This is a genomic window from Gordonia sp. PvP123 (assembly GCF_040547295.1).
GTDB classification, from domain to species: Bacteria; Actinomycetota; Actinomycetes; order Mycobacteriales; family Mycobacteriaceae; genus Gordonia; species Gordonia terrae.
In genome coordinates this window covers 220,010-233,881 of the sequence record NZ_JBEPPN010000001.1, presented here as the reverse complement: position 1 = coordinate 233,881, position 13,872 = coordinate 220,010, and the positions used below count along the sequence as shown (strand labels likewise).

General features: G+C 70.0%; 14 protein-coding genes. 13 read left to right on the top strand and 1 reads right to left on the bottom strand.

From position 1 onward, the window contains the following. Nucleotides 1-34 precede the first annotated feature (34 nt). The 8 genes from alaS to aroB all read left to right on the top strand — a co-directional run bounded on the left by alaS (nucleotide 35) and on the right by aroB (nucleotide 9,360). On the top strand, nucleotides 35-2,746 hold the full coding sequence (gene alaS / locus ABIC25_RS01035) for an alanine--tRNA ligase (RefSeq protein WP_239403931.1): 2,712 nt from the start codon (nucleotides 35-37) through the stop codon (nucleotides 2,744-2,746). Then, entirely contained in the window at nucleotides 2,746-3,207 is a 462-nt protein-coding gene (gene ruvX / locus ABIC25_RS01030) for a Holliday junction resolvase RuvX (RefSeq protein ID WP_239403930.1), read from the top strand. Before alaS ends, ruvX begins: the two co-directional genes overlap by 1 nt. Next, nucleotides 3,194-5,071 carry an endolytic transglycosylase MltG gene (gene mltG, locus ABIC25_RS01025; RefSeq protein WP_354559572.1) on the top strand — a complete coding sequence of 626 codons (1,878 nt, stop codon included), beginning with the start codon at nucleotides 3,194-3,196 and terminating at the stop codon, nucleotides 5,069-5,071. Before ruvX ends, mltG begins: the two co-directional genes overlap by 14 nt. Next, nucleotides 5,068-5,937: a shikimate dehydrogenase gene (locus tag ABIC25_RS01020; protein ID WP_354559570.1), complete on the top strand. Its 870-nt coding sequence runs from the start codon at nucleotides 5,068-5,070 to the stop codon at nucleotides 5,935-5,937. Before mltG ends, ABIC25_RS01020 begins: the two co-directional genes overlap by 4 nt. Nucleotides 5,938-6,023: 86 nt before the next feature. Then, nucleotides 6,024-6,428, top strand: coding sequence for a prepilin peptidase (locus ABIC25_RS01015; protein WP_239398569.1), 405 nt, complete (start codon nucleotides 6,024-6,026; stop codon nucleotides 6,426-6,428). Between the two features lie 51 nt (nucleotides 6,429-6,479). After that, on the top strand, nucleotides 6,480-7,688 hold the full coding sequence (gene aroC / locus ABIC25_RS01010; RefSeq protein ID WP_004020875.1) for a chorismate synthase: 1,209 nt from the start codon (nucleotides 6,480-6,482) through the stop codon (nucleotides 7,686-7,688). After that, a complete protein-coding gene (locus tag ABIC25_RS01005) occupies nucleotides 7,685-8,233 on the top strand; it encodes a shikimate kinase (protein ID WP_004020876.1) in 549 nt (182 codons plus the stop codon). The genes aroC and ABIC25_RS01005 overlap by 4 nt, the downstream gene beginning before the upstream one ends. An 11-nt stretch (nucleotides 8,234-8,244) precedes the next feature. Continuing rightward, nucleotides 8,245-9,360, top strand: a complete 1,116-nt coding sequence (gene aroB / locus ABIC25_RS01000; protein WP_248645366.1) for a 3-dehydroquinate synthase — start codon at nucleotides 8,245-8,247, stop codon at nucleotides 9,358-9,360. 41 nt (nucleotides 9,361-9,401) lie between these two features. On the opposite strand, the gene ABIC25_RS00995 is transcribed toward aroB, so the two are convergent. Continuing rightward, nucleotides 9,402-9,932 carry a B-4DMT family transporter gene (locus tag ABIC25_RS00995; RefSeq protein ID WP_004020878.1) on the bottom strand — a complete coding sequence of 177 codons (531 nt, stop codon included), beginning with the start codon at nucleotides 9,930-9,932 and terminating at the stop codon, nucleotides 9,402-9,404. 96 nt (nucleotides 9,933-10,028) lie between these two features. On the opposite strand from ABIC25_RS00995, the gene ABIC25_RS00990 reads away from it, so the two are divergent. The 5 genes from ABIC25_RS00990 (at nucleotide 10,029) to ABIC25_RS00970 (ending at nucleotide 13,856) form a co-directional block, all read left to right on the top strand. Then, the gene (locus ABIC25_RS00990) at nucleotides 10,029-11,138 is read left to right on the top strand and encodes a M24 family metallopeptidase (protein WP_354559568.1); all 1,110 of its coding nucleotides are present in this window, start codon (nucleotides 10,029-10,031) and stop codon (nucleotides 11,136-11,138) included. A gap of 21 nt (nucleotides 11,139-11,159) precedes the next feature. Then, nucleotides 11,160-11,723, top strand: coding sequence for an elongation factor P (gene efp, locus ABIC25_RS00985; protein ID WP_004020880.1), 564 nt, complete (start codon nucleotides 11,160-11,162; stop codon nucleotides 11,721-11,723). A gap of 3 nt (nucleotides 11,724-11,726) precedes the next feature. Beyond that, a complete protein-coding gene (gene nusB / locus ABIC25_RS00980) occupies nucleotides 11,727-12,203 on the top strand; it encodes a transcription antitermination factor NusB (protein ID WP_004020881.1) in 477 nt (158 codons plus the stop codon). A gap of 118 nt (nucleotides 12,204-12,321) precedes the next feature. After that, a complete protein-coding gene (gene pyrR / locus ABIC25_RS00975) occupies nucleotides 12,322-12,906 on the top strand; it encodes a bifunctional pyr operon transcriptional regulator/uracil phosphoribosyltransferase PyrR (protein WP_354559567.1) in 585 nt (194 codons plus the stop codon). Next, on the top strand, nucleotides 12,906-13,856 hold the full coding sequence (locus tag ABIC25_RS00970; RefSeq protein ID WP_354559846.1) for an aspartate carbamoyltransferase catalytic subunit: 951 nt from the start codon (nucleotides 12,906-12,908) through the stop codon (nucleotides 13,854-13,856). Before pyrR ends, ABIC25_RS00970 begins: the two co-directional genes overlap by 1 nt. Nucleotides 13,857-13,872: the final 16 nt, after the last annotated feature.

The window sequence follows — 13,872 nt, the reverse complement described above, 5'->3', positions numbered from 1 at the left end:
GGCTGCGATCACCAACGGCAGGACGAAACCCACAGTGCAGACGCATGACATCCGGAAGCGGTTCCTGGACCACTTCATCAAGGCCGGGCACACCGAGGTGCCGAGCGCTTCGTTGCTGCTCGACGATCCCAACCTGTTGTTCGTGAATGCCGGCATGGTCCCGTTCAAGCCGTTCTTCCTGGGTGAGCAGACCCCGCCCTACTCGCGGGCCACCAGCGTGCAGAAGTGTGTCCGGACCCTCGACATCGACGAGGTCGGCATCACCACCCGGCACAACACCTTCTTCCAGATGGCGGGCAATTTCTCCTTCGGCGACTACTTCAAGCGGGAGGCCATCACCTTCGCCTGGACGCTGCTGACCAACAGCGTCGCCGACGGCGGCTTCGGCATCGACCCGCAGAAGCTGTGGCCGACCGTCTACCTCGACGACGACGAGGCCGAGGCCATCTGGCGCGATGAGATCGGTGTCCCCGCCGAACGCATCCAGCGACGCGGCATGAAGGACAACTACTGGTCGATGGGCGTGCCCGGCCCGTGCGGTCCCTGTTCGGAGATCTTCTACGACCGCGGGCCCGAGTACGGCGTGGAAGGCGGCCCCGAGGCCGACGAGGACCGTTACATCGAGATCTGGAATCTCGTGTTCATGCAGAACGTCCGCGGCCCCGGCGGCGGCAAGGACAACTACGAGATCCTCGGTCCGCTGCCGAAGCAGAACATCGACACCGGCATGGGCGTCGAGCGCGTGGCCTGCATCCTGCAGGGCGTCGACAACGTCTACGAGACCGACCTGTGCAAGCCCATCATCGATCTCGCCGCGCAGCTGTCCGGGCGGGCCTACGGCGCCGGTTCGCACGCCGACGACGTCCGGTTCCGCGTGGTCGCCGACCACGCCCGCACGTCGGCCCTGCTGATCGGCGACGGAGTGCTGCCCGGCAACGACGGCCGGGGATATGTCCTGCGTCGTCTGCTGCGGCGGGTCGTCCGGTCCATGCGTCTGCTCGGCGCCGGGAGCGGAGCGAGCGGGCCGAATCAGCTCGGTAGTGGCGACAGTCAGCCCACCATGGGCACGATCATCGGCAAGGTCATCGATCTGATGGCGCCGTCGTATCCCGAACTCGAGACCCAGCGCAAGCACATCGTCGACGTGGCGGTGGGCGAGGAGACCTCGTTCTCCAAGACCCTCGCCGCGGGTTCGAAGCTGTTCGCCGACGCCGCGACCGCCACCAAGGCCGCGTCGCGCAGCACCATCACCGGGTCGGACGCCTTCACCCTGCACGACACCTACGGTTTCCCGATCGACCTCACCCTGGAGATGGCGGCCGAGGCCGGTCTCGCCGTCGACCAAGAGGGCTTCACCGCGCTCATGGCCGAACAGAAGCAACGCGCCAAGGCCGACGCGACCGCCCGGAAGACCGGGCACGCCGATCTCAGCGTCTACCGCGACTTCCTCGACCGCGGGCCGACCGAGTTCACCGGCTTCGACGAGCTGGTGTCGGAAGCCCGCGTCCTCGGCCTCGTCGCCGACGGTGCGCGATTGCCCGCCGCATCGGCCGGGCAGGAGCTGACGGTCGTTCTCGACCGCACGCCGCTGTACGCCGAGTCCGGTGGACAGATGGCCGACATCGGCACCATCAGCACCGGATCCGGAGTTCGCATGTCGGTCACCGACGTGCAGAAGGTCGGGAAGTCGGTGTGGCTGCACAAGGTCCGCATCGACGAGGGTGAGATCGAAGAGGGCGACGAGGTCCTGGCCGCGGTGGACACCGCCTGGCGTCACGGCGCCACCCAGGGCCACTCGGGCACCCACATGGTCCATGCGGCGCTGCGCGAGGTCCTCGGCCCCGGGGCGACGCAGGCCGGGTCCCTGAACCGTCCCGGTTATCTGCGTTTCGACTTCAACGCCGGCGGTCCGGTGACCGAGGCCCAGCGTCGTGAGATCGAGGAGATCAGCAACGCCGCGGTCGAGGCGAACTATCAGGTCAACACCTTCGAGACCGGTCTGTCCGAGGCCAAGGCGATGGGCGCGATGGCGCTCTTCGGCGAGAACTACGGCGACGTCGTCCGCGTCGTCGAGATCGGCGGGCCGTTCTCGATGGAGCTGTGCGGCGGCACGCACGTCGCGTCGTCGTCCCAGATCGGACCCATCACCCTGATCGGCGAATCCTCGGTCGGCTCGGGCGTCCGGCGCGTCGAGGCGTATGTCGGCATGGACTCGTTCCGGTTCCTGTCGAAGGAACGGGCGCTGCTGGCCGGGCTGGCGTCGTCGCTGAAGGTGCCGTCCGAGGAGGTGCCGGGCCGCGTGGAGCAGCTCGTCACCAAGCTGCGCGACGCCGAGAAGGAACTCGAGCGGGTGCGCGCCGACGCCGCACGGGCCGCGGTCTCCGGTCTTCTCGAGACCGCGACGACCGTCGGTGCGACGCTCGTGGTCGAGGGCCGGGTGCCGGGCCTGGACGCCAACGGGCTCCGCTCGGTGGTGACCGACCTGCGTGGCCGGGTCGCCGACCGGCAGGCGGTGATCGCGCTCTTCTCGCCGAGCGGTGACGGGCCGGATGCCAAGGTGCCGTTCGTGATCGCCACCACGGCCGCCGCGCGGGACGCCGGTATCAAGGCCGGCGACCTCGTCAAGGAAGTCGCACCGCTGCTCGGCGGACGTGGCGGCGGCAAACCCGACCTGGCTCAGGGTGCCGGTACCGATCCGTCGGGCATCGCCGCCGCGCTGACCCGCATCCGCGAGTTCGTCGCCTGATGCCCGACCCGCAATCCCGGCCCGACGCTGCGCCGCGGACCCGAGGACGACTCCTCGGCATCGACGTCGGGAGCGTGCGGATCGGCGTCGCCGTGTGTGACCCCGACGGCATCCTCGCCACGCCGGTGGAGACGGTGCGCCGGACTCCGTCGCGCACAGACGATCTCGACCGGATCGCGGCCCTGGTCACCGAGTACGAGGCCGTCGGCGTGGTCGTGGGCCTCCCGAAGACACTCAAGAACACCGCGGGCACGGCGGCGGAGACCGCACGTGCTTTCGGGGACCGACTCGCGTCCCGGATAGACCCGGTGGCGGTGCAGTGGCACGACGAACGTTTCACGACGGTGACCGCACAGCAGGCACTGCACGCGAGCGGCCGGACGGTGAAGTCCTCGCGCGCGGTGATCGACCAGGCCGCGGCGGTCGCTATTCTTCAGGGGTGGTTGGATGCACGACGGTGAGTCAGGGGAGCCTCCGGTGACCGACGATCGGCGTCGCACACGCCACCGCGACGGCCAGGGACGCCGAACCGAGGGCATGGATCCGGAGCGTCTGCGGTATTTCACCCAGTCCGCCGAGGGGTCCCCGCACACGCGGCATCGTCGCCGCCGGACCGGTCCGGACTCCGCGGACCCGGCCGGCCGTCGGCCGGTCCCGCCGCCCGTCCCGCCCGCCGAGCAGGCGCGTCCGGTGGCCGGCTCGCCGCGGCCGCGCGCGACGCCGGTCCGCATCCCGCCGGGACAGACGCCGACCCCGCCGCCGGTCGCGCCGCGCCCCGCGCCGCCGCAGTCCGACACCGATGCCACGATGGCTCGTCCGCCCGCCCCCGAGCAGCCCGCCCCGAAGCGGCCCGCCCCCGAGCGGCCCGCCCCGGAGCCGCCTGCCCCGGAGCCGCCCGTCCGCGGGTCCCGCGACGACGGATTCCGTTCTGCTCCAGTCGCTTACGAACCCGCCGGGTACGAGCAGGATCGCTACGCCGACGAATCATACGACGACTCGCGGTACGGCCCGCCTGTCGAGACCGCACGTCAGGTTCACGACCCCGCTCCGGCGGCCCCGGCATCGGGCCGGGGTGTCGACGAGCCCGACGACTGGTGGGCCGGGGTCGACGACACCGAGTCCGAGCCGCAGACGCGCCGTGCCCCGCGCCGCACGCGCAGCCGGGGTAGACGTCGTGCGGTGCTGGCTCTCGCGATCGTCTTCATGCTCGCGCTCATCACCGGCGTCGGCTACTACGGCGTGCGCGCCACCGGCCTGCTCGAGTCGCGCAAGGACTACACCAACGCGGCGGGTGCCGGCGACGTGGTCGTCGACATCCCGGACAACTCCACACTCGCCGATTTCGGCCGCATCCTCGTCGACGCCGACGTGGTCGGCAGCGTGCGCGCCTTCGTCGATGCCGCAGGCGGACAGCCGATGTCGGGTGGGCTGTACAAGATGCGCACCCAGATCCCGGCGACCACCGCCGTCGAGATGCTGACCGACGACGGTGCCGAACACCGGGTCGGGCGGGTGGTGATCCCGCCGGGACTGCAGCTCGATTCGAAGACGGGTATCGACGGCAAGGTCACCCCGGGCATCTTCCAGCTCATCGAGAACGCGACGTCGTTCTCGGTCAACGGACAGCAGGAGGGGGTGACCGTCGCCGACCTCGAGAAGGCCGCGGCGCAGGCCACCCCGGAGGAGCTCGGCGTACCCGAGTGGGCCCGCCAGAACGTCGCCGCGATGACGGGCGACCACCGGCGGATCGAAGGACTCATCGCGCCCACCACCTGGGAGCGGGTCGAACCCGATCACACCGCCACACAGATCCTGCAGGAGATGATCTCCAAGAGCGGGGCGATGTTCGAGCAGTGGGGGCTGCTGGACCGCAACAACTCCGGGCTCGAGCCGTACGAGACCCTCATCGCGGCGTCGATCGTGGAACGCGAGGTCCGTCACGTCGAGGACGCGCCGAAGGTGGCGCGGGTCATCCGCAACCGCCTCGACCGCGACCAGTTGCTGCAGATGGACTCCACGCAGAACTACACCGCCGACATCACGAACATCGACGTCCACGGCGAGGCCTACAAGAACGACAACGAGTGGAACACCTACCGCTACAAGGGGTTGCCGCCGACACCGATCGCGGCGGTCGGCGTACCGGCCCTCGAGGCGATGCTCGACCCGGCCCCGGGCGGATGGCTGTACTTCGTCACGGTCGACACCGCCGGGACGACGCTGTTCGCCAACACCTTCGAAGACCACAAGCGCAATCGCGAGGTCGCCTGCCGTAACAAGCTGGTGGCCACGGGATGTAGTCAGCGACCGGCGGACCCGCCGTGAACACCGTGCCCGCCGACATCCGCTCCCCGTACGGCGCTCACCGCCGGGCCGCGGTCCTGGGTTCGCCGATCACCCACTCGCGCTCGCCGCGTATCCATCTGGCCGCTTACCGGACGTTGGGGCTGGCCGACTGGCGATACGACCGGATCGAGTGCACCGCCGATCGTCTGCCCGAGATCGTGTCCGGCGCCGACGCCGACTTCATCGGCTTCTCGGTCACCATGCCCAACAAGCGGGCGGCCCTCGACTTCGCGGCCGAGCGCACCGAGCGCGCCGAGCTCGTCGGGTCGGCCAACACCCTCGTGCGGGTGCCGTCCGGATGGCGCGCCGACTGCACCGACATCGACGGAATGGCCGGTGCACTCACCGATCTCGCGGTCGGCGCCGACATCGCGTCCGGGACCACGCCCCTCGCCGTGGTCGTCGGGGCGGGCGGGACGGCCCTGCCGACGATCATGGCCCTCGCCGGCGCGGGCGTCACCGACGTCGTGGTCGTCGCCCGTGACGCCGGCCGCGCCGCGCCCGTCCTCGACCTCTGTGAACGGCTGGGCCTGAGTGGCGAGGTCCTGCCCTTCGAACCCGCCGAGGCCCTGGACCGCCGGTGTCGGGACTCCGCCGTCGTCGTGTCGACCGTGCCCGCCGAGGCGGCCTCCGGACTGGCGTCGACGCTGGCGCAGGCCCGCAAGGTCGTGGACGTGATCTACGACCCCTGGCCGACGCCGCTCGCGACGGCGGTCGGTGCGGCCGGCGGAACCGTCGTCGGCGGTCTGGTCATGCTGGTGAACCAGGCGTTCCGGCAGGTCGAACTCTTCACCGGGCTCCCCGCACCCCGCGAGGCGATGATCGAGGCCCTCACCGCCGACTGACGCCGCGACGTTCGAGGTCGTCCACACGACGAATGGCGTGTGGACAGAGGTGCGGTGATGCGTCGGTCCCGCGTCATGCTCGGCGGATGGGTGAATGCGCAATCCTGGTGTGGCTGTCGGTGGTCGCGGTGACCGACGCCGAGACCCGCCGGATCCCGAATACGCTCGTCTGGCCGGGGATCTGCGGTGCCATGGGCGCGTGCATGGTCCACCCGGGGGTGGCGGTGGCCGTCCTGACGGCCGCGACCCCGTACGCGCTGGCGTTCGGAAGGCGATGGTGCGGCGGCGGGGACGTCAAATTCGCCGCGGCGTGCGGTGCGCTCGCCCTCGACTGGGGCGCCGCGCTTCTCGTCGTCACACTCGCGTCGCTCATCGCGGTGGGCGTGGTACTCGCCGACCGAGTGGCCCGCCGGGAGCCGGCCGGTACCGCCGCGCATCCGCACGGGCCGGCGCTCGTCGCCGCGACGATCGTCGTCGCCGGTCTGCTGTGACGCGTGCTACCCGTGATTCGGCGGCGCCGCCGTCGGACGGGGCACGGCCGCATGGAACAATCGACCACTGTGTTGCGCTGGATAACTGCCGGAGAATCCCACGGCCCCGCCCTGGTCGCCATCGTCGAGGGCATGGTGGCCGGTGTCGAGGTCACCTCGTCCGACATCGGCGAGCAACTGGCTCGCCGCCGGCTCGGCTACGGCCGCGGAGCGCGGATGAAGTTCGAGGCCGACAAGGTCACCGTGCTCGGCGGGGTCCGCCACGGTCAGACCATGGGCGGTCCGGTCGCCATCGAGATCGGCAACACCGAGTGGCCCAAATGGGAGACGGTGATGGCCGCCGACCCCGTGGACGAGGCCGAGCTCGAAGGCAGCGCGCGCAACGCGCCGCTGACCCGTCCCCGGCCCGGCCACGCCGACTACTCGGGCATGCTCAAGTACGGCTTCGACGACGCCCGGCCGGTGCTCGAGCGTGCCAGCGCGCGAGAGACCGCGGCCCGCGTCGCAGCGGGCACGGTCGCCCGCAACTTCCTCCGTCAGGTGCTCGGCATCGACGTCGTCTCCCATGTCATCTCGATCGGCGCGAGCGATCCCTATGTCGGCCCCCCGCCGCGCATCTCCGACCTCGAGGCCATCGACGCCAGCCCGGTCCGGGCCTTCGACGCCGATGCCGAGAAGTCGATGATCGCCGAGATCGAGGCGGCGAAGAAGGACGGCGACACGCTCGGTGGCGTCGTCGAGATCGTCGCGACCGGGGTACCGGTCGGGCTCGGCTCGCACGTGAGCGGTGAGACCCGCCTGGACGCCAAGCTCGCGGCCGCGCTGATGGGCATCCAGGCCATCAAGGGCGTCGAGGTGGGCGACGGATTCACCACCGCGCGCCGTCGCGGCAGCGAGGCCCACGACGAGATGGTGCCCGGCGCCGACGGCGTACTGCGCTCGACCAACCGCGCGGGCGGGCTCGAGGGCGGCATGACCAACGGCGAGGACCTCCGCGTGCGCATCGCCATGAAGCCGATCTCGACGGTGCCGCGCGCACTGTCGACGATCGACATGTCGACGGGGGAGACGGCCAGCGCGATCCATCAGCGTTCCGACGTCTGCGCCGTGCCCGCGGCGGGTGTGGTCGCCGAAGCGATGGTCGCACTCGTCGTCGCCCAGGCCGCCCTGGAGAAGTTCGGCGGTGACTCGGTCGGCGAGACCGCCGCGAACCTCGCCGCCTACCGGGCCGCGGTCGACGCGCGTCCGCCCCGGGCATGACCCAGCCCCCGACCCCGACGCGTGCGACGACCGGTCGTCGTCCGGCGGCCGTGCTGATCGGTTTCATGGGGGCGGGTAAGTCCACGGTCGGCCGCGTGCTCGCCGACCGGCTCGGTGTCGACTTCATCGACACCGATGTCGAGCTCGTCCGCCGCACCGGACGCAGCATCCCGGAGATCTTCGAATCCGATGGCGTCGAGGCGTTCCGGACGATCGAGGAGAACGTCGTCACCGATGTCCTGGACAACCACGGTGGGGTGGTGTCGCTGGGCGGCGGTGCGGTGACGACCGCAGGCGTGCGCGACGCCCTGACCGATCAGCGCGTCGTGTACCTGCGAGTCTCGCCCGAGCGCGGATACGAACGCGTGTCCGGTACCGACCGCCCACTGCTGGCGACCGCCGACCCCGCCGCCCGATATGCCGAACTGCTGGCCGGGCGGACGGCCGTCTACGAGGCGGTGTGCACCTTCGACGTCGATGCCGATGCCGACCCCGACACGGTTGCCGACGCCGTCGTCGTCCGACTCGCCCGCGAACTGATGTGAGGAAGCCGAGAATGTCCGAAACCGAACCCATCGCCATCCGGGTCAACGCCGGCGCGCCCTATGACGTGACCATCGGCCGGGGACTCCTCGGCGAGGTGGCCGCCGCGGCACAGGGCGCCGACCGCATCGCGATCCTGTATCAGCCGCCGCTGGCCAAGACCGCCGAGCAGGTTCGAGAGTACCTGGCGGGCAAGGGATTCGACGCCCATCGCGTGGAGATCCCGGATGCGGAGGCCGGCAAGGACCTGTCGGTCGCGTCCTTCTGCTGGGAGGTGTTCGGCCGCATCGGCCTCAAGCGCAACGACAAGGTCATCAGCCTCGGCGGTGGCGCCGCCACCGATCTCGCCGGCTTCGTCGCGGCCACCTGGATGCGCGGCATCGGGGTCATCCACATCCCGACGACGCTGCTGGCGATGGTCGACGCCGCCGTCGGCGGCAAGACCGGCATCAACACCGAGGCCGGCAAGAACCTCGTCGGGTCGTTCCACGAACCCGACGCCGTGCTCATCGACACCGGCACCCTGGAGACCGTCCCGCGCAACGAGATCGTCGCCGGACTCGCCGAGGTCATCAAGACCGGGTTCATCGCCGATCCCACCATCCTCGACATCATCGAGGCGGATCCCGAGGCCGCCCTCGACCCGACGTCGCCGGTGCTGCCCGATCTCATCCGGCGCTCGGTCCAGGTGAAGGCGGATGTGGTGTCGGCCGATCTCAAGGAGTCGTCGCTGCGCGAGATCCTGAACTACGGCCACACCCTGGGACATGCGATCGAGCGGCGGGAGCGCTACCGGTGGCGTCACGGCGCGGCGGTGTCGGTGGGCCTCGTGTTCGCGGCCGAGCTCTCGCGCCTGGCCGGCCGCCTCGACGATGCGACCGCGGATCGGCACAAGACCATCCTGGATCTCGTCGGGCTCCCCACGACGTATGACCCCGACGCGTTCGCCGATCTCCTGCAGGGCATGGCGGGGGACAAGAAGAACCGCTCGGGCGTTCTGCGCTTCGTGGTCCTGGACGGCCTGGCCAAGCCGGGTCGTCTCGAGGGGCCCGATCCCGGATTGATCGCGGCCGCCTACTCCGCGGTGGCGGGTGGCCCGGCGGCGAAGAGCACGTCGGTGCTGCTGTAGGCCTGACGCTCGCTCAGCTGCCGGTCACCCTTTGCGCCGACTCAGCGAATGCGCTGGGTCGGCGCGTCCGCGTCGGCCGGGATGCCGTCCTCGTGATGGGTCGAGCGATCCTCGTGGACCGACCAGTCGTCGTCGGCGGCGCCCTTGTTCTGGTCGCGCCGCACGAGGAAGCGGCCGATGGCCGCGCCGACGAAGGCCGGGACGAAGACGAGCAGCGCGGTGAACGACGCACCCGCGACGAGTTCGACGAACAGGCTGGCCTGTCCGATCCCGGCGAGGACGACCGTGCCGAGGATCCAGGAGATCAGTCCGGCGAGGACGCCGGCCAGGACACCGGCCTGCAGCCACCGCACCGTGAGGTCCTCGTAGTCGTCGGGGTCCGGGTTGGCGCGCGCGTCACGGATGCCGTCGTAACCACCCCACAGCAGGGCGATGAGGACGACGACGGCGATCGCGATGGTGCGCCAGACGGTGGAGTTCAGCGGCGCCTGGACCACTGCGAATCCGAGCAACACCCGGGCGAGGACGTGAACTGCGGTCATCGTCAGACCGCGCACCAACCACGAAGACATGCGCGTCATCTTACGCACGGTGCTGGTGACAGCGGACACACCTGGTCGAAGTGGTCCGGTTCGCGCGGTTCGGGTGCCCGCCGTAGCGTGGCGGGGGTGCCGATCAACCATGACACGGCCGGGCGTCGCGCCCGGTTGCGTACCGAACTGCGGGCCGCCGACGACCCGGTCTCGTTCCTCGTCGTCTCCGACCTCGTCAACGTCCGCTATCTGACGGGTTTCACCGGCTCCAATGCCGCTGTGCTGATCGATGCGGACGACCCGGCGGGTGACCGCATCGCCACCGACGGCCGCTATCTCACCCAGGTCGCCCAGCAGGTGCCCGACGTCGAACCGATCATCGAACGCGCTGTGGCGCGGGCCCTCGTCGATCACGCCCGCTCCGGCGGGGCCGATCGAATCGGCTTCGAGTCCGACACCGAGACCGTGGCCGGGCACCGGGCACTCTCCGCCGCCGTCGGGGACTCCGGGGTCGAACTGATCGGCACGTCGGGTCTGGTGCAGAACCTCCGGGCCGTCAAAGAGCCGGGGGAGATCGAGCTGCTCCGGGTGGCGTGCGCGATCGGGGATGCGGCCCTGGCGCAGATCATCGCGGACGGCGTCCTGCGGGCCGGGACGACCGAACGCGAGGTCGCGCGGGCCCTCGAATGGGAGATGTACCGCCTCGGGGCCGACGGGATCGCGTTCGAGACCATCGTGGCGGCCGGCGCCCACTCCGCGATCCCGCATCACCGGCCGACGCACACCGCGCTGGCCGACGGCGACCTCGTCAAGATCGACTTCGGCTCCGTCGTCGGCGGGTACCACTCGGACATGACCAGGACCTTCGTCCTGCGGCGCGCCGCATCGTGGCAGCGTGACCTCTACCAGCTCGTCGAGACCGCGCAGGCCGCCGGCCGGGCGGCGCTGACCCCGGGCGCCGACCTCCGTTCGGTCGACGCGGCGGCGCGCGACGTGATCGACCGCGCCGGGCACGGGGAGCACTACGTGCACGGCCTGGGCCACGGGGTGGGGCTGGAGATCCACGAAGCACCGGGAATCGGCAAACTCGCGGCGGGTACACTGCCATGCGGTGCAGCGGTCACCGTGGAGCCCGGTGTGTACCTGCCCGGATGGGGCGGGGTCCGGATCGAGGACACACTGGTGGTCACCGACGGCGACCCCGACCTGCTGACCGCCACCGACAAGACATTCACCGTCATCTGACTGCAAGGGAACACAAACCACATGGCATCCACCGCCGACTTCAAGAACGGCCTCGTGCTGCGCATGGACGACCAGCTCTGGCAGATCCAGGAGTTCCAGCACGTGAAGCCGGGCAAGGGTCCCGCGTTCGTGCGCACCAAGATCAAGAACGTGCTGAGCGGCAAGACCGTGGACAAGACCTTCAACGCGGGCGTGAAGGTCGAGACCGCGACCGTCGACCGTCGTGACATGACCTTCCTCTACAACGACGGCACCGACTACGTGTTCATGGACGCGCAGGACTACGAGCAGTTCTCGCTGCCGCCGGCCACCGTCGGCGACGGCGCGCGCTTCCTGCTGGAGAACATGACCGTGCAGGTCTCGCTGAACGAGGGCAATCCGCTGTTCGTCGAGTTGCCGGTCACCGTCGAGCTGATCGTCGCCCAGACCGATCCCGGCCTGCAGGGCGATCGTTCCACCGGCGGGACCAAGCCCGCCACGCTGGAGACCGGAGCCGAGATCCAGGTGCCGCTGTTCATCAACACCGGGGACAAGCTCAAGGTCGATTCGCGCGACGGCAGCTATCTCGGCCGCGTCAACTCCTGACCTGTGAAACAACCCGGAACCCGACACAAGGCCCGACGCCGCGCGGTGGACCTCCTCTTCGAGGCGGAGGCCAAGGGCGTCAGTCCCGCCCAGCTGGTCACCGAACGACGCGAGTACGTCCGATCGGACGAGAGCGTCGGCTCCATCCACGACTACACCGCGACCGTGATCCAGGGACTGGCCGACGACCAGTCCCAGATCGACGCGGTCATCTCGTCGTATCTGCGGGACTGGACCCTCGAACGGCTCCCTGCCGTCGACCGCGCCATCATGCGCCTGGCGACCTGGGAGCTGTTCAACTCGCTCGACGTCGACACGATCGTGGTCGTCGACGAGGCGGTCGAGCTCGCCAAGGAACTCTCCACCGACGACTCGCCCGCCTTCGTCAACGGGGTGCTGGCCAAGATCGCCGAACTCGCTCCCCAGGTCCGGGCGGCCGCGTCCGCCGAACCCGCACCCGGACGGCCGGAGCAGAACTGATCCGCACCGGGTGTGGCGTACGTCGCGGGAATTCGTCGGCGTCGCCGCCCGGTGTAGAGTGTCGCGAGACAGACATCCTTTAACGATCCGTCCTGCGAGGCGGAGAAGGAGGTCGGCTTTGGCCAGCCCCGCTCCCAGGGTGCTGCTCGATGCCGCCGACGTGTCGCGCACGATTGCTCGTGTCGCGCACCAGGTCATCGAGAAGACTGCTCTGGACTCGCCCGACGCACCCCGCGTCGTTCTCATCGGAATCCCCACTCGCGGAACATCTCTCGCCACCCGGCTGGGTGCCAAGATCGGTGAGTTCGCGGGTGTCGACGTGCCGGTCGGTTACCTCGACATCACGCTGTACCGCGACGATCTGCGCGGCAAGCCGCACCGTCCGCTGGAGCGGACGATGGTGCCCGCGGGTGGCGTCGACAACGCCATCGTGATCCTGGTCGATGATGTCCTCTACTCGGGCCGGACGGTGCGCGCGGCGCTCGACGCCCTGCGCGATCTCGGTCGTCCCGCGGCCGTCCAGCTCGCGGTCCTCGTCGACCGCGGCCATCGCGAACTCCCGTTGCGCGCAGACTATGTCGGCAAGAACATCCCGACGGCCCGGGACGAGCAGGTCTCGGTCCATCTCGTCGAGCACGACGGCATCGACGAGGTCGTCCTCGCGTCGACATCGAGTTCGGCTGCGGCGGAGAGTGATTCGTGATGCGGCATCTGCTGTCGACGCAGGACCTCAGCCGCGACGATGCCACTGCTCTCCTCGACGACGCCGAGCGCTTCGAGCAGGCGCTCACCGGGCGCGAGGTGCGCAAGCTGCCGACACTGCGCGGGCGCACGGTGATGACCGTGTTCTACGAGAACTCGACCCGTACCCGGGTCTCCTTCGAGGTCGCGGGCAAGTGGATGAGCGCCGACGTCATCAACGTCAGCGCCTCGAGTTCCTCTGCGGGCAAAGGGGAGTCGCTGCGCGACACGGCCAAGACCCTGCACGCCGCGGGCGCCGACGCGCTGATCGTCCGGCACCCGGCCTCGGGTGCGCCGGCCCAGATCGCCGACTGGACGACGACTCCCGACGGTGACGGCCCCGCGGTCATCAACGCCGGGGACGGCACGCACGAGCATCCCACGCAGGCACTCCTCGACGCGCTGACCCTGCGTCAGCGCCTCGGATCACTCGACGGTCGGCGCATCGCCATCGTCGGCGACATCATCCATTCCCGTGTCGCCCGGTCCAATGCGCATCTGCTCTCGACACTCGGAGCCGAGGTCGTGCTGGTCGCACCGCCGACACTGCTGCCGGTCGGGGTCGAGCAGTGGCCGGTGAGCGTCTCCGGCAGCCTCGACGCCGAACTCCCCGCCGTCGACGCCGTCATGATGCTCCGGGTCCAGGCCGAGCGCATGAACGGCGGGTTCTTCCCGAGTGCCCGCGAGTACTCGGTCCGGTTCGGGCTGAACGACCGCCGACTGTCTCTGCTGCCCGATGACGCGGTCGTCCTGCATCCGGGACCGATGCTGCGCGGCATGGAGATCGGCTACTCGGTGGCCGATTCGCCCAAGGCCACCGTGCTCGAACAGGTCCGCAACGGCGTGCACGTCCGGATGGCGGTCCTGTTCCGTCTGCTCGTGGGTTCCGATTCCGCGGGAGCCCACCTATGACCCCCCTCACAACCAT

Coding starts and splice junctions, on each gene's coding strand:
- ruvX (WP_239403930.1), top strand. CDS start 2,746: ATGCCCGACCCGCAATCCCGGCCCGACGCTGCGCCGCGGACCCGAGGA.
- mltG (WP_354559572.1), top strand. CDS start 3,194: ATGCACGACGGTGAGTCAGGGGAGCCTCCGGTGACCGACGATCGGCGT.
- ABIC25_RS01015 (WP_239398569.1), top strand. CDS start 6,024: ATGGGTGAATGCGCAATCCTGGTGTGGCTGTCGGTGGTCGCGGTGACC.
- aroC (WP_004020875.1), top strand. CDS start 6,480: ATGGAACAATCGACCACTGTGTTGCGCTGGATAACTGCCGGAGAATCC.
- ABIC25_RS01005 (WP_004020876.1), top strand. CDS start 7,685: ATGACCCAGCCCCCGACCCCGACGCGTGCGACGACCGGTCGTCGTCCG.
- aroB (WP_248645366.1), top strand. CDS start 8,245: ATGTCCGAAACCGAACCCATCGCCATCCGGGTCAACGCCGGCGCGCCC.
- ABIC25_RS00995 (WP_004020878.1), bottom strand. CDS start 9,932: ATGTCTTCGTGGTTGGTGCGCGGTCTGACGATGACCGCAGTTCACGTC.
- efp (WP_004020880.1), top strand. CDS start 11,160: ATGGCATCCACCGCCGACTTCAAGAACGGCCTCGTGCTGCGCATGGAC.
- ABIC25_RS00970 (WP_354559846.1), top strand. CDS start 12,906: ATGCGGCATCTGCTGTCGACGCAGGACCTCAGCCGCGACGATGCCACT.